This window comes from Thermococcus pacificus (assembly GCF_002214485.1).
Taxonomy (GTDB): domain Archaea; phylum Methanobacteriota_B; class Thermococci; order Thermococcales; family Thermococcaceae; genus Thermococcus; species Thermococcus pacificus.
This window is the reverse complement of record NZ_CP015102.1, coordinates 1002453-1017740: the sequence shown is the minus strand read 5'-3', so window position 1 is coordinate 1017740 and position 15288 is coordinate 1002453. Positions and strand designations below refer to the sequence as shown.

General features: G+C 56.2%; 15 protein-coding genes. 7 read left to right on the top strand and 8 right to left on the bottom strand.

The genetic code is table 11. From position 1 onward, the window contains the following. Positions 1–50: 50 nt before the first annotated feature. The 3 genes from pheS to truA all read left to right on the top strand — a co-directional run bounded on the left by pheS (position 51) and on the right by truA (position 4349). Entirely contained in the window at positions 51–1556 is a 1506-nt protein-coding gene (gene pheS / locus A3L08_RS05680; RefSeq protein WP_088854095.1) for a phenylalanine--tRNA ligase subunit alpha, read from the top strand. Positions 1557–1566: 10 nt separating this feature from the next. Further along, complete coding sequence (gene pheT, locus A3L08_RS05675; protein ID WP_088854094.1) at positions 1567–3288, top strand: phenylalanine--tRNA ligase subunit beta; 1722 nt, start codon at positions 1567–1569, stop codon at positions 3286–3288. Positions 3289–3545: 257 nt separating this feature from the next. After that, positions 3546–4349: a tRNA pseudouridine(38-40) synthase TruA gene (truA, locus tag A3L08_RS05670; protein ID WP_088854093.1), complete on the top strand. Its 804-nt coding sequence runs from the start codon at positions 3546–3548 to the stop codon at positions 4347–4349. Here the strand turns inward: truA and A3L08_RS05665 are convergent. Continuing rightward, positions 4296–5690 carry a DEAD/DEAH box helicase gene (locus A3L08_RS05665; RefSeq protein WP_088854092.1) on the bottom strand — a complete coding sequence of 465 codons (1395 nt, stop codon included), beginning with the start codon at positions 5688–5690 and terminating at the stop codon, positions 4296–4298. The genes truA and A3L08_RS05665 overlap by 54 nt on opposite strands. A gap of 73 nt (positions 5691–5763) precedes the next feature. Here A3L08_RS05665 and A3L08_RS05660 point away from each other — a divergent pair, with 73 nt between their 5' ends. After that, a complete protein-coding gene (locus tag A3L08_RS05660; protein ID WP_088854091.1) occupies positions 5764–7029 on the top strand; it encodes a UbiD family decarboxylase in 1266 nt (421 codons plus the stop codon). Between the two features lie 3 nt (positions 7030–7032). Here the strand turns inward: A3L08_RS05660 and A3L08_RS05655 are convergent, their stop codons facing one another. From A3L08_RS05655 to A3L08_RS05640, 4 genes are all read right to left on the bottom strand, one after another. Continuing rightward, on the bottom strand, positions 7033–7950 hold the full coding sequence (locus tag A3L08_RS05655) for an ABC transporter ATP-binding protein (RefSeq protein ID WP_088854090.1): 918 nt from the start codon (positions 7948–7950) through the stop codon (positions 7033–7035). Between the two features lie 5 nt (positions 7951–7955). Further along, positions 7956–8873: an ABC transporter permease subunit gene (locus A3L08_RS05650; RefSeq protein ID WP_232461677.1), complete on the bottom strand. Its 918-nt coding sequence runs from the start codon at positions 8871–8873 to the stop codon at positions 7956–7958. Positions 8874–8941: 68 nt separating this feature from the next. Then, positions 8942–9733 (bottom strand): N-glycosylase/DNA lyase, encoded by a 792-nt coding sequence (locus A3L08_RS05645; protein ID WP_088854088.1) that lies wholly within the window; start codon positions 9731–9733, stop codon positions 8942–8944. Positions 9734–9735: 2 nt separating this feature from the next. Then, complete coding sequence (locus A3L08_RS05640) at positions 9736–10707, bottom strand: beta-ribofuranosylaminobenzene 5'-phosphate synthase family protein (protein WP_088854087.1); 972 nt, start codon at positions 10705–10707, stop codon at positions 9736–9738. Between the two features lie 119 nt (positions 10708–10826). Between A3L08_RS05640 and A3L08_RS05635 the strand changes: the two genes are divergently transcribed. Together A3L08_RS05635 and folP are read left to right on the top strand one after the other, a co-directional pair. Beyond that, positions 10827–11132 carry a hypothetical protein gene (locus tag A3L08_RS05635; protein WP_232461676.1) on the top strand — a complete coding sequence of 102 codons (306 nt, stop codon included), beginning with the start codon at positions 10827–10829 and terminating at the stop codon, positions 11130–11132. After that, positions 11104–11922: a dihydropteroate synthase gene (gene folP / locus A3L08_RS05630; protein ID WP_088854085.1), complete on the top strand. Its 819-nt coding sequence runs from the start codon at positions 11104–11106 to the stop codon at positions 11920–11922. Before A3L08_RS05635 ends, folP begins: the two co-directional genes overlap by 29 nt. On the opposite strand, the gene A3L08_RS05625 is transcribed toward folP, so the two are convergent. The 3 genes from A3L08_RS05625 to sppA are packed head-to-tail and all read right to left on the bottom strand — an operon-like array spanning position 11900 to position 14388. Continuing rightward, positions 11900–12910, bottom strand: a complete 1011-nt coding sequence (locus A3L08_RS05625; protein ID WP_088854084.1) for an AI-2E family transporter — start codon at positions 12908–12910, stop codon at positions 11900–11902. The genes folP and A3L08_RS05625 overlap by 23 nt on opposite strands. Beyond that, positions 12900–13379, bottom strand: coding sequence for a PH1570 family protein (locus tag A3L08_RS05620; RefSeq protein WP_088854083.1), 480 nt, complete (start codon positions 13377–13379; stop codon positions 12900–12902). The genes A3L08_RS05625 and A3L08_RS05620 overlap by 11 nt, the downstream gene beginning before the upstream one ends. A gap of 10 nt (positions 13380–13389) precedes the next feature. After that, a complete protein-coding gene (gene sppA / locus A3L08_RS05615) occupies positions 13390–14388 on the bottom strand; it encodes a signal peptide peptidase SppA (RefSeq protein WP_088854082.1) in 999 nt (332 codons plus the stop codon). 93 nt (positions 14389–14481) lie between these two features. On the opposite strand from sppA, the gene A3L08_RS05610 reads away from it, so the two are divergent. After that, positions 14482–15288, top strand: coding sequence for a sugar phosphate isomerase/epimerase family protein (locus A3L08_RS05610; protein WP_088854081.1), 807 nt, complete (start codon positions 14482–14484; stop codon positions 15286–15288).

The following is a 15288-nucleotide window of genomic DNA, read 5'->3' as shown; positions in this document are numbered from 1 at the left end:
ACCGCAATTCTCTTAAGTTCCCTCACCCACCCACACTGGGAGGTGGCACTATGGAACTTAGCTACCAGGAGAAGCTCACGCTCATAAAGCTCGGAGAGGCACGAAAGCTCAAATTTGAAGAACTCGTTGAAAAAACCGGCCTCGACCAGGTTGCGGTTATGCGCTCCGTCCTCGGCCTGCAGGCCAAGGGGCTTGCAAAGCTCCACGAGAGCAGTGAGAAGGTCGCGGTTCTCACGGAGACCGGGAGGGAATACGCCAGAATTGGTCTGCCCGAGTGGAGGGCTTTGAGGGTTCTGAAGGAGAAGGGGAAAGTCACCCTCGACGACCTTTCGGGGGTTCTCAGTGAAGACGAGCTCAAGCCCATCGTCGGCCTTCTCCGGAAAGAGGGCTGGGCGAACGTGAGGAAGGAAGAAGGAAAGCTAATCCTTGAAATTACTGAGAGAGGCCTTAACGCCGAGGAGAGGCCCATTGATAAAGCACTAAAACTTCTGGCAGAGAAGGGAAGCGTCCCCGCGAAGGAGATTGAAAAGCTTATTTCGGTCAAGGAACTCAAGAGGAGGAAGATAGCCGAGGAGGGCACCGTCACCGAGAGAACCGTCGAGATAACACCCGCCGGAGAGGAGCTCGTGAAGAAGGGAATTGAGCTGAAGAGAGAAGTTTCCGTTCTAACGCCCGAGCTCATAAAGTCGGGCAAGTGGAGGGAAGTCGAGTTCAGGCGCTTTGACATCAAGGCCCCCGTGAGGAGGATCTACCCGGGTAAGAAGCAGCCTTACCGCGCTTTCCTCGACAAGATAAGGAGAAGGCTCATCGAGATGGGCTTCATCGAGATGACTGTCGAGAGTCTCATAGAGACCCAGTTCTGGAACTTCGACGCACTCTTCCAGCCCCAGAACCACCCAGCCAGGGAGTGGACCGACACCTACCAGCTCAAGTATCCGAAGAGCGGCCACCTGCCAGGCGAGGAGCTCGTTGAGAGAGTGAAGGCCGCCCACGAGCGTGGCGGCGACACCGGCTCGCGCGGCTGGGGCTACGTCTGGTCACCGGAGAGGGCGATGCTCCTGATGCCGAGGGCCCACGGAACAGCCCTCAGCGGAAGACAGTTGGCTAAAGGCGTTGAAATACCGGGCAAGTACTTCACGATTCAGCGCGTTTTCAGGCCAGATGTTCTGGACAGGACACACCTCATCGAGTTCAACCAGGTGGACGGCTTCGTCGTTGGTGAAGACCTAAACTTCAGGCACCTCCTCGGAATCCTCAAGCGCTTTGCCGTTGAGATAGCTGGAGCGAAGAAGGTCAAGTTCCTGCCCGATTACTACCCGTTCACTGAGCCGAGCGTCCAGATGAGCGCCTACCACCCGGAGCTCGGATGGGTCGAGTTCGGCGGAGCTGGAATATTCCGCGAGGAGATGACGAAGGCCCTTGGAATAGACGCGCCAGTGATAGCGTGGGGAATAGGAATCGACAGATTAGCCATGTTCAAGCTCGGAATAGACGACATCCGCTACCTCTTCAGCTACGACCTGCGCTGGTTGAGGGAAGCGAGGCTCGTGTGGTGAGGTGATACTCATGCCGAAGTTTGACGTTTCAAAGTCCGACCTTGAGAGGCTCATCGGGAAGAGCTTCACCGTCGAGGAGTGGGAGGACCTCTTCCTCTATGCGAAATGTGAGCTCGACGACGTCTGGGAGGAGAACGGTGAAATCTACTTCAAGGCAGACTCCAAGGACACCAACAGGCCCGACCTCTGGAGCGCCGAGGGAATAGCAAGGCAGATCAAGTGGGCACTCGGAATGAAGAGGGGCCTGCCGAAGTACGAAGTTGAGAAGAGCGACGTTGTGGTTTACGTTGACGAGAAGCTGAAGGACATCCGTCCCTACGGTGTCTACGCCATAGTTGAGGGCCTTCACCTCGATGAAGAGGCCCTCAAGCAGATGATAAACCTCCAGGAGAAGGTAGCCTTAACCTTTGGAAGGCGCAGAAGGGAAGTAGCGATAGGCATCTTCGACTTCGACAAGGTTAAACCGCCGATCTACTACCGCGCGGCAGAGAAGACCGAGAAGTTCGTCCCCCTCGGCTTCACCGATGAGCTAACGCTGGAGGAAATCCTCGAAAAGCACGAGAAAGGGAAAGAATACGGGCACCTGATAAAGGATAAGCCCTATTACCCGCTCCTCGTCGACAGCGAGGGCAAAGTCCTCTCCATGCCACCTATCATAAACTCCGAGATAACTGGGCGAGTGACGACCGAAACCAAGAACGTCTTCGTTGACGTGACCGGCTGGGACCTGAACAAGATTATGCTAGCCCTCAACGTCGTCGTTACAGCCCTAGCCGAGCGCGGTGGGAAGATAAAGAGCGTCAAGGTAGTTTATCCTGACTTTGAAATCGAGACGCCAGACCTAACTCCAAAGCCCTTTGAGGTCGAGCTGGACTACATAAGAAAGTTAGCCGGCCTTGAGCTGAGCGACGATGAGATAAAAGACCTCCTCGAGAGGATGATGTACGAGGTTGAGCTCGAAGGTGGAAAGGCAAGGCTCCTATATCCCGCTTTCAGGGACGACATAATGCACGCAAGGGACGTTCTGGAGGACGTTCTCATAGCCTACGGCTACAATGAAATCGAGCCCGAGGAGCCGAAGCTTGCCGTCCAGGGCAGGGGGGACAAATTCGTCGAGTTCGAAGATGCCGTGAGGGAACTCATGGTCGGCTTTGGCTTACAGGAAGTAATGACCTTCAACCTTACGAACAGGGAAGCCCAGTATTCAAGGATGAATCTCCCCTGCGAGGAGGGAGAAGAGTGCGATGGCTACTTCAACCACCCGCCGGCTGAACTCGTCGAGATAGAGAACCCAATAAGCCCCAAGTGGTCCGCCTTGAGGAACTGGCTTTTGCCGAGTCTGCTCGACTTCCTGAGCCAGAACACCCACGAGGAGTACCCGCAGAGGGTCTTTGAAGTGGGCAAGGCGACGCTGATAGATGAGAGCAGGGAGACCAAAACGGTGAGCGAGAGCAAGCTGGCGGTGGCTCTGGCACATCCGCGCGTAACATTCACAGAGGCCAAGGAAATCCTTGACTCGGTAATGAGACACCTCGGCTTTGAGTACGAGCTGGAGGAGGTCGAGCACCCGAGCTTCATCCCTGGAAGGGCTGGGAAAATAGTCGTTGAAGGGAAAGCGATAGGAATTATAGGGGAGATACATCCCGCGGTGCTGGAAAACTGGGGCCTAGAGATGCCCGTTGCGGGCTTTGAGCTCTTCCTTAGGCCCCTCTATACAGAGCCCTACCTCTGATATTTCAGCAGTTCTCCTTCACATTTTTCATGAAGATGCACATCAGCTCAAAGTTGGTGACGTTCTCGAGCACCTCGATGTCGACAAACTCATCCATTTTTCCACCCCCGATTGGAGTACTCAAAGTTCTTTATCAACCTTTTCCAGGTTTGGTTGAATTCTCTCCAAAATTAGGGTTTACAAAGGTAAAACAATCCGTCACTCTGTCCGGGGGGAACATCGAAAAAGCATTTATACCCCCGTGAAAACCCGGGAGCATGAAGTTCGCACTCAGGATAGCCTACGACGGAACGGCCTTCTACGGGTTCCAGAGGCAGCCGGATGTGAGGACGGTCGAGGGGGAAATACTGAGGGCCCTCACGAGACTTAGGGTCATCGAAGACGCTGAAAGCGCGGGCTTCAAGGGGGCCTCGCGGACGGACAGAGGCGTCTCGGCCATCTTCAACGTCGTGGCGTTCGATGCGGCTGGCAGACCGGACCTGGTGAGGGCCGAGGTTCTGAACCATCACTTAAGGGACGTCTGGGTTCTCGGCGTCGCGGAGGTTCCTGATGATTTCCACCCACGCTTCTGGGCGAAATCGAAGACCTACCGCTACTACCTCGTCAACGAGGGCTTTGACCGCTGGAAAATGGAGGAATGCGCCCGGCTCTTCATCGGGGAGCACGACTTCTCGGCATTCGCGAGGCTCGAGCCCGGGAAAGAGCCCGTCCGGGAGATAACGCGGGTCGAGATTGAGGAGAGGCAGGGCTACTACGTCATCGAAATCAAGGGGAAGAGCTTCCTCTGGGAGATGGTGCGCAGAATGGTGAACGCGATAAGGTTCTGCGGGCTTGGACTCATGGAACCCGCGGAAATCGAGAGGATGCTTAACGGGGACTACACCAAAAAAGTCCCGCCTGCACTGCCCGAGGGGCTGGTGCTGTGGCACATCGATTACCCCGGTATAAAATTCGAAGTCGATGAGAGGGGGCTGAAAAAAGCGAAGAGGGACATCTTCGAACGTTACTCACGGGCGCTTACGAGGGCGGCGCTTCTTGGGGACGCTCTCCTCCAGCTTTGACGCCATCTCTTTGTCGTAGTACTTCCCGTAGTACTGCTTGAGTGCCTTCTGGCGCTCGATGAAGTGCGTAAAGAGTAGCGGGTCGTCATCCTGGACGTCGACTATGACGGCCCTCATCCCCCTCTTCGGCCTCAGGGCGCGGCCTATAGTCTGTATCGTCATTATGTCGCTTTTGCCGCCGCCGGCTAGGATTATCGCTGAAATCTCCGGAATGTCCACGCCTTCTTTGAGGAGCGTGGAGATCAAGACTGGAATCTCACCCTCCTTGAATGCCTCCAGTATCTCCCACCTGTTCGGACTCTTGGAGCTCAGGAACTCAGCCTTCATGCCCCTCTTCTCCAGCATCTCCTTCAATATCTTGCCGTGCTCTATACGCTTGACGTCGATGAGGACGCGGTGTCCCTTCCTGGCGAGCTCAACGGCCTTCTCAACCACGGCCAGGTTCCTCTCGTCGTTGTTCATGATCATGTCCTCGTAGAGTTCCTTGTAGCGCTCGCTGAAGGAGGGCATCGCGGACTCATAAGTGATGACCTCGAAGCGCGGCTTTGCGAGGAACTTCTCCTTTATCAGGTCTTCCGCCTTAACCTCGAATATGGTCGGGCCGACCACGGCCTCTATCTTGATCTCCTCGCCCCTAACGCGCCTCCAGGGGGTTGCGGAGAGGCCGAAGCGATAGACCTGGGGGAGAGAAAGGCCGAGCTGATAGAACTTCTCGGCCGCTGAAGTCCTGTGGCACTCGTCGAACATCACTATGGCGTAATCGTGCTGGAGCTTGTCGGCACCCCTCGAGAGGAGCGTCTGCACCATCGCTATGGTCACGCTTCCCTCGTTCCACTTGTTGTCGCCGACGATGCCCGGCTCAATGCCCAGAACCTCACGGACCTTATCTGCCCACTGGTAGAGAAGCTCCTTGGTGTGAACGACTATGAGGGCTGAGAGGTCGAGCTCATGGATTATCCTGAGGCCAACGACGGTCTTACCGCTCCCTACAGGCAGGGCCAGGACGCCCATCTTCTCCTTGAGGGCCTTCTTGACGGCACGCTGCTGGTATTTACGCATGACGTAGTTCTCATTCCAGGTCGAGTTGAGCTTAACCCCTCTGACCTGGCGCTCGTCTTTAACGCGAACGCGATAGCCCCTGCTGTTGAGGAACTTCTTGACCCTTGGGAGAAGGCCAACTGGGAAGGTCTTCTCGTAGGGGTCGTACAGGCTTTCAGGCTTCTCCCATTTGCCGTAGTCCTTCTTGTAGCTCAGTAGTTCGTATATACTGAAGTAGACCTTGGGGTCCGCCTTCTCAATCCTGACCAGTGCTGAACCGTCCGGGATGCGGAGGATAACCATAGGCATGACCAATCGTTGGGAGTTTGGAAAAAGGCTTTATAGCCCTTTTGGAAGATTAAACTAAGGTGATACAATGCTGAGGGAAATCATCGAGCGTTTTGAGGACGCGATCATCATCGAGGAGCCGGTGAGTAAGGAGCTCGAAGTCACCAGATACCTCCTCAAGTACCGCGACAGGCCCGTCCTTTTCAGGGATGTGGGTGGCTGGGAGGTCGCGGGCAACATATGGAGCACCCGCGAGAGGATAGCCCGCTACCTCGGCATCAAAAGGGAGGAAATAATCCACTTCATGGCCGACGCTATGGAGAACCCCTCTCCCTACAGGGTGGTTGAGAAAGCGCCTTTCCTCGGAAACTCCACCGCTGACTTCTCGCTCAGGGAGCTGCCGGTTCCAAAGTATTACCCTAAGGACGGCGGCCAGTACTTCACCTCGGCGATGGTCATAGCCAAGGACGAGAACGGCTTCGTTAACGTCTCATTCCACAGGATCATGGTGCGCGACGATAAAACGGCCGCGATAAGGCTCGTGCCAAGACATCTCTACGCGATGTGGAAAGACAAGGCGGATCACGGGGAAGAACTGGACGTTAGAATAGTAGTCGGAAACCCAGTTCACCTGCTCCTGGCTGGGGCAACGAGCACCTCCTATGGCATCAGCGAGCTTGAGATAGCGTCGAGAATGAGCGAGAAGGCCTTTGGAAGGCCCCTTGAGGTGGTCAGCGTTAGAGGCATCCCCGTCCCGGTCGAGACGGAGTTCGTCTTTGAGGCGAAGATAACGCCTGAACTTGTGGATGAAGGGCCCTTCGTGGACATAACCGGAACCTACGACTACGTCAGGAAGCAGCCTCTGGTGGTCTTTGAGAGGATGTACCACGTTGATGAGCCGATTTTCCACGCCCTCCTGCCCGGTGGCTACGAGCACTACATGCTGATGGGCCTTCCAAAGGAGCCCCAGATATACGCGAGCGTCAAGCGCGTCGTTCCAAAGGTTCACGGCGTTCGCTTAACTGAGGGCGGAGCCATGTGGCTCCACGCTGTCGTCAGCATAACCAAGCAGCACGACGGGGACGGCAAGAACGCGATTTTGGCGGCCTTCGCAGGCCACCCAAGCCTGAAGCACGTCGTTGTCGTTGACGAGGACATCAACATCTACGACGACCGGGAAGTGGAGTGGGCGGTAGCGACTCGCTTCCAGGCAGATAAAGACCTTATCATAGTACCGAACGCCCGCGGTAGCTCCCTTGACCCCTCGGCTGAGAAGAGCTTAACCGCGAAGTGGGGGATAGATGCCACCAAACCGCTCGACAGGAAGGAAGAGTTCGAGAGGGCGAAGGTTTAGCCCTCACTCCACCATTTTCAGGAATATCTCCTCGAGGCTCGGCTCCTTCACCTGCATCGCGAGTATCTTCGCGCCCTTAGCCGAAACGAAGTCGTGGAGCTCCTCCCTGATATCCTCAGGTGCCACGATTCTGTACTTCTTCTCGCCCAGTGGGCTGACCTTCCATTCCACGCCCGTGAAGTCCACAGGGACATTGGTCTCGAGGATTATCGTGTAACCAGCCTTCTTGAGGAACTCCCGCTTGATTCTCTCTAGGTTGTCCTCAACCCTGAGCTTGCCCTTGACGATGACCCCGACCGTGTCGCACACCTCTTCAACGTGGGCCAGGATGTGGCTGGAGAAGAAAACCGTCTTCCCTGCCTTCTTCTGCGCGGCTATGATTTCCTTGAACTCGGCTATTCCCTTCGGGTCAAGGCCGGTCATCGGTTCGTCGAGGATCAAGAGGTCCGGGTCGTTGATGAGCGCCTGCGCGAGCAGGAGCCTCTGCCTCATGCCCTTCGAGAACTTTCCGACCTTGCGGTTCCTGTCCTCCCAAAGGTTGACCAGCTCTAGGAGTTCCCTGATGCGCTTCTCCCTCTCGGCCTTTGGAATCTCAAAGGCTTCTCCAATCACGTCGAGAGTCTGGGCCGGCGTCATGAAGTCCCAGAGCGTGGCGTGCTCGGGCATGTAGCCTATCCGCCGCTTTGCCTCAACGAGGTCGTCCTCATTGAACTTCCCGTCCCTGAACACTTCGAGGTTGAAGAGCTCGATACGCCCCTCCTGAGGGAATATGAGGCCAAGGGTGCTGAGTATGGTGGTGCTCTTTCCCGCACCATTGGGCCCGAGGAAGCCGTACACCTGTCCGGGCTTCACCTCAAGGCTGAGGCCGTCCAGGGCGCGGACGTCCTTGTAGAGCTTAACCAGGTTCTCGATCCTTATCATGAGCATCACCTCAGGTCCATGCGGAGGAAGCGGTAGAAGGCTATCGCGAGGTAGACCAGCGTCAGGAAGGCGAGGTTGAACAGGTTCGTGGGGTTGCTCTTTATCGCGTGCCCGATGCCGACGTACTCGATTGATGGGTTGGCTATGTCACCCTCGATCACAGTGGCGTCGCTCACTATGACGTCTATCTGCGTCGTCGGGACGTAAAACAAGTACTTGGTCTGGTATTCCTTGCTCTTCTCCTGATAGGCCTGCCAGTCGGGATTTTCGCTCAGCAGAGTGTCCTTGGCCGCCATGAACTGGATGACGGAGGGCATTATCATAAAGACGACGAACATCACCACAAGGGCCACGCCGAGGGCAGTATTCGATGACTTGATGAATGTTGAGAGGATGTAACCGAGCGCCACCAGCTGAACCATCGCCAGCAGGAGGAGGCCATTGAGGAGGAGGGAGTCCGTTATGAGCTGGCCCTTGACCGGGGCGCCGAGCCAAACGACCCCGATTATCCCTATCACAGTCGTGAGCAGGAGTGCGAGTAGGAGTACCGCCGTGTGGGCCAGGAACTTGCCGCCGATGTAGCTCAGCCTCTTAATCGGCTTGCTCATGGCCACGCGCAGGGTTCCCTTCTCGATCTCGCTGTTTATCGCCGTTGCACCTATAAGGAGCGCCAGTATCCCTATGAAGAAAGAGCCCAGCCCGTTGATGCCGTTGATGAGGGTTGAAACCGCCTGTCCCACAGTTTCTATCTCTTGTCCCGACGATTTCTGAAGGTAGAATCCAGGTATGTAGAGGAGCATCATTACCCCCAATATGACCCAGAGCTTCTTGGTGCGGAGGCTCTGTTTGAACTCGAGCCTGAATCCCCAGAACACATTGCATACCCCCTTGAGTTGAGTGATGAAGACGCTTTCACCTACCACTAACCCTAAGAGTATAAAAATTTTGCCTTTGAAGTTAAAAGGTCGCCCTGGTCGAGGGGCAGAAAACCTCAGAGAGAGGCCAGACCCAGGACTGCGTCGCTCTCCTCGCAGTGCTCCTCCAGCCTGCGGAGAACCTCAGGATTGCCGCCGAGGACGGGCCAGAGGATGGAATCTATGTGGAGTGGGGGGATTCCGGTCTTTTCCGCAACTTTCTTCCAGAAGCTCACTGGGGGCTCGTTCGTGAATCTCTTGGTGTAGGCGTTTATCCTGACGTCGTCAGGAATCTCTATCCCCATCGGATAGGGCACAAACTCCCCGAAGGCTATCCTCCCGGCATAGCCGAACATCTTGACGGCGAAGACCACGGTCTTTGCGCTCCTCTTAGAGCCAAGCGCCCGCGCCAGGTCGTCCCTCAGCCGCTCCATGCCCCCGAAGTAGTACCCCTTAAGGGCATCCATATCAAGGCGCTCAAGGAAGGGTTCGAGCTTTTCTAGGCGCTTTACCTTCCCGCTTACGAGGCGCCTGTTGGTCCTTGAGTTGGGGAGGAAGTCGGCATAGGCCTCCGCGATGCCTCTTTCCGGTGGGTTGGCTGAAAAATAGTGGGAGAACTCCCACCACCACTGTTCTCCCTTAGCTGACAGCTGGTAGCTCACTATCGAGTTGGCGACGACGAGCTTTATGAAAGTCTCATCGTCCCCGAGGTTGCCGCGGAGGTTTTTGAGCGCATCGAACTGGAGGTCAACGTGCTCCTCAATCGTCCTAGCACACTCTAGGCCGAGCTCCCTGAGAATACTCACGAGCTCCCGGACCTTCTCATCGTCCGATTTGTACTTTATTTGAATAAAGCGGTCTAGGGTCAACGTTACTCACCCGCCACGTTCCGTATCAGCCTCTCGATGAACGCGCTCTCCTCAATAACGTCCGCTCCGGAGTTCTTAGGGATGCCGAGTTCTACGCTGGCCTTAAGCCCGTGATCCTTCAGAAAGTCGTGGGTCTCCGCCGAGAGCCTCTGGAACTCTCCCTTCCTGATGAGGCCGTAGACAGTCGGCCCCCAGCTGCTCTGGCCAACGCCATAGGTTTTCTCAGCTAAGAAGCCGAGGATGAGCTTCACGTCCTCCCTGAACTCTCCCCCCTGGTAGGCCTCGAAGTGCTTCCCCACCAGGCGCTGGATAGCGGAGAGGTGCTCCCCGAAGGTTCTTATGTCTCTCTCATTCAAAGCCGGAAGGAGGCCAAGCAGAATCCTGTGGCTTATCTCCATCGCAACATCGGCCCTGCCCACGACTCCTGCCATTACGGGCTTTTCCTCCTCCTCGTCGAAGCCCGGTCTCAGCCCGGGTATCACAAGCAGAAAAGCCCAGTCCTCCGGGAAGTCCTCCCGGAATATAAGCGGCGGTATGTCTTCCCTGACACCACCATCTATCACGAAGCCGCCGTGGGCGAAGGCGTATATCCCCGCCCCGCTGTTCTTTCCCCTTCCAAGGGTTTTTGCAAGCTCTTCCACGGGGATTTTCAGACCGCTGAGCCTCGCTATTCCCACCGCAACGGCTAAGCTCAGCTGGGTAGTCGAGCCGAGGCCGACGTGTCTTGGGATGGCTTTCCTGACCTCAACGCGGTAGTTCACGCCCGTTTCGTAGGCGGAGTTCATCTTCTTGAGCACGGCCTCTATCGTCTCCCTGTCCTCGCCCTCGGCGACTATCTCCATCCTCTCCCCCTCGGTTACCCTTACCTCATAGCCCCCTTCGAGGGCCACGCCAAGGCTCCCGAAGCGCCGCCCGAAGACTGCCGCAGGGTCGATGAGCCCCATGTGAAGCCTCCTCGGAGTGCGGATTATCATGAGCACCACCAAAGGCGTTTCCTTCAACCTCTTTTTAACCGTTGATGCCCCGGCAAAAACTTTTAATAGTTTAACACATTACATTCGACGGTGATAAGATGGCCGAAAACGAAGACGGGTTGAGAGTCGCCCTGTACATTTCGACGATAATCACGGGACTGATCGGGATAATAACAGTAGTCCCGCTCGTGGCCGAGCTGTACCTCTTCCACGTGCTTAAGAGAGTCGACGCCAAAATAACGGACGAGGGAGTCCTGGCAAGTTTCAGCGCAATCAACGTTCTCCTCGCAGTTGCGGTTCACTCTAACGATCCGAACGTTGATCCACTCCTGCCCACGATAATAACCGCGCTAACCTTTTTATTCCTGGCGATCAAGCTTGAGTCAGGTGCCGGCAATGAAGTTTGCGGGGATCATCCTGGATGAACCGAAGATAATGGGCGTCATCAACGTCTCGCCCGAAAGCTTCTACAAGGGCAGCGTCAGAAACGATGAGAAGAAGCTCGTGGAAACTGCCGTTAAGATGGTCGAAGAGGGAGCGGCCTTCATCGACATCGGCGCCAAGTCCACCGCTCCCTACCTGGAGACCCAGATTCCCGTCGAGGAGGAGGTAAGGAGGGCGGTCTGGGCTGTGAAGGCCGTACGCGACAGCTTGGACGTCCCAATAAGCATCGACACCACGAACGCGAAAGTTGCGGAGGAGGCGCTCAAGGCCGGGGCCGATATCATCAACGACGTCACCGGCCTCAAAGGAGAACCGGAGATGGCCAAAGTGGCATCCGAATACAGTGCTCCGGTCGTGGTCTGCGCCCACGGGAGGGTGAGGGACTTCAGCGACCCGGTTCACACGGTCATCGACTTCCTCCAGGAGAGCCTAGTCATAGCGAAGGAGCACGGGATCGAGGAGATAGCCGTTGATCCTGCCATCGGCTTCCTCCGCCCGGAAGTTCCAAAATGGTACGAGTGGGACTCTAAGATTCTGGCGAACCTCAACGCCCTCAAAATCCTCGGAAGGCCGATACTCATCGGCGTCTCAAGGAAGTCGTTCATAGGTGCGATAACGGGGAGGAAGGATCCCGCTGAGAGGTTGCCCGGGAGCCTCTCCGCTACTGCAATAGCGGTCTTCAACGGCGCCAATATAGTTAGGACTCACGACGTTAAGGAAACGGTGGACGCGGTGAAGATGGCCGCGTTCATGAAGAGGTTCCGGCCCTAGAGCGGGCTTCCTTCGTTTTCTTCCACTCGTCAAGGAGAGTCCCGAGCAGGGAAAGGGCGACGGGGCCAATTATTATACCGACGAAGCCAAAGGCTATGTAGCCGCCGAAGATTCCGACGAGGCTTATGAGCGAGTTGACACCGGTTTCTCTCTTCCCGAGCTTCGAGCGAAGGAAGTAGTCCGGCATCGGGGAGACGAGGACGAACCCGTAAGCGGAGAGCATCAACGCGGCCAGCAAGCTGCCTGAGTTGAAGAGGTAGACCGCACCCGCCAGCCATATCATCCAGCCTCCGAGGACGGGCAGAAGCTCGAACACCATCGTGAAAATGCCCGCCGCTATGGCACCGCCAGCGGACGATACTGAGAACAGGTAGAAGCCCAAGGCGATGGCCGAGCCCTTGAGGACGCTCACTGCCAGCCAGCCGCGGAGCAGGTTGTGGAGGGTTCTCCCGGCGCTCCCGAGGAGTTTAGCGGCGAGCTCCCTGTTCTCCATGGGCAGGAGCGCGTACACCTCTTCCCTTATGGCCCGTGTGTTGACTAGGAGGCCGTAGAATGTGAAGACCATGACGATGGCCTGAAGCGTCAGCTTGGGGAGGGAATAGGTATAGCCCAGAACGTACTCTTCGAGACGCCTTGGAATGTCCTCCGCGAGGCGCTGGACGAGTTCGTACATTGCCTGGGGGAGGTGAAACCCGAGGAGCCACTGGAAGAAGACCTCAATGTAGTGCGCTAGGGAGTGCTTGACATCGTTTATCCAGAGGGCATAGCCTATTATGAAGAGTAACGTGAGGATGGTTAGGACACCGGTCATCGTGAGGGCTGAGAGCCGGTTCCCGAACCTCTTGGAGAGCCGCTCATGGAACGGGTAGAGGATGTAGGCGAGGGTCGCCGCTATGATCAGAGGAGAAAGGATAGGGCTGACTGTCTCCCATACGAGATAGAGGACTACGAGTGAGATCGCTACCCAGACGGCGGCTTCAATCTCCATCCAGCATCCCCATGTACTTCAGTATCAGCCCGCGGGCGCTCGGCTTGTTGAAGATGAACAGGTATCCGTCTTCCCTGAGGATAAAGTTCTTCCCCATCGCTAATAAACCTTTCTTGAGTTTGTGAACCTCCACCTTTTCGAAGTCGATGGATTCTCTGACATCTTTGGGAGCATCAATGGTTTCCAGGGCCTTCTCTAACCTGTTTAGAATGCTCTGGTTCATAAACTTCACCGGGCTGGGACGAAAGTCCTCAGCCCTTATCTCCCCCGCGTCCATGTATATCCCCCAAAACTCCTTGGCGCACTCAAAGGGGTAGACATAGTCCTCCCCGTAGTCCTGAAGGTAGAGCTCCCTGATTATAGCAAGGAGAAGCCTTCTGGCGTCTTTCCCGTAGAACTCGATCCGGAGGTTGAATTTCCCGTCCTCGAAGCCGTTCTCAAACACCTCAAGCTTCTCCTCGCAGAGCATCGGCACCACCTCATCCCTTGATGTAAGCGCTAACGTAGCGGGGGTCGAGGAGGAGTGCGGTGCTCCCGAATATCCCGAAGTCGGATGAGCGCTCGCCCTTGTATATCACCACCCTCGGCTTGGAGATGTTAAGGGTCTCGGAGAGGACTTTGATGGCGTAGTCGAGGTCCCCCGTCTCGTCGACGAGCGAGCCGGTAACGTTCATGGCGAACCACGTCTGGCCCGTCGCGTACTTCCTCGTCTCGTTCAGGGGCATGCCCCTGCCCGTGCTCACTGCCTGAAGGAAGGCCTGGAAGTGGGTGTCTATGCTCTCCGCTATCATTTTACGCTCCTCGTCAGTGAGGCCGCGCCACTCCGCCCCCATGTCCTTGTAGGGGCCCGTCTTGAAGACGTCGACCTTTACGCCGTTCATCTCGTAGTTCTTCTGGAGGTCGTAGTGGACGTAGATGACGCCGATGCTCCCAACCTCGGCGAGGGGGTCTGCGATTATCTTCTCCGCTCCGACCGCTATGTAGTAACCCCCTGAGGCGGCCATTCCGCCCGTGTAGGCGACCACGGGTTTGATGAGGTCGAGCTTCCTAACCGTGGAGTATATCTCACGCACCGGAGCCACGTAGCCGCCGGGGCTCTCTATCCAGAGAACGACCCCGCCGATTGAGTCGTTTTTGGCTATACCCCTGAGAACGGGGATAACCTGGAGGGCCGTGTAGTCGTCGATGAGGCCGAATATCGGGACAATCGCTATCGTGGTGTTGCCCTCCGGCATGTTCTCCTCCCTGAGCTGGGCCTTGAGGAATTCGAGCTGTCTCTGAAGTTCGTCAATCTGGAGCTTGTAGGCAGTTTCGTTGCACGTTGCGTTCAGCGACGTCTCCACCACGACCGGGGACGCGTTTGAAGGATAGGATTTAAGCTCTGAGTTCTGCATGTAGAGCAGAACGACCGCCACGCTCGACACAGCGAGCAGGAGTATGAGAACCGCCGAGATGTACTTCCATATGTCTTCCCTCATCCACTCACCCGGAAGATTTTACGCGCTGGGCTTTTAAGACTGTCCCTCGCTAAGCTTTTATATCCGGCGGTGCACTTCCCTTTAGGTGATAGCATGGAGATAGGAATCACAGTCTACCCACACTTCGTCACCAAGGACAAGACCCTGGCATCGGTGCTCGCTGATATCAAGATAAAGAACTATGACTTCGTCTCGATATTTCCCCACACGCTGGGGCTGATAATGAACGGAGTCGTCATTGAGAAAAAGCTCAGAAACATCGAAACGACCCTCAGGGGCGTGGGAATCGACTACATCATCAGGATGCCGACCTCAGTCAACCTGCGCGACCACATCTACTACACCCGCCACTTTCGCGTCGCCAGGGCCATAGCGGACGTTGCCATAAAGCTCGGGGCAAAGGTAATCGTTATGCAGAGCGGCAGGACTGGGCGGCTCGACCTGGAAATAGAGGCCATCCAGCAGCTCGCGGATATGGTGGCGCCCTTTGGCATAAAGATTGCCCTGGAGAACACCTTCAGCGTCAAGGACACCCTGTACGTAGTCGATAACGTCGACAGGAAAAACGTCGGCTTTGCCCTCGATGTCGCCCACGCATTCCTCAGTGCGCAGGGCGATGCCGACAAGCTGCTCGAGGACGTCAAGCTTGGAACCGACAAGACGATAATCCTCATGATACACGACAACTTTGGAAAGCTCTTCCCGCAGGTTGAGCCAGAGGATGCCCTCGCCTACGGCGTCGGAGACCTGCACCTCCTGCCGGGGGAGGGAAGCATACCCTTCGGCAAGGTCCTCAGGCTCTTTGGCGATGTTCCGCTTCTGCTGAAGGTCAAGGATCCGGAGAAGTTCGCGAAGGTGCCAACCAAAACTGGCCTGATAGAGCTGCTGACGAGCCTTTGA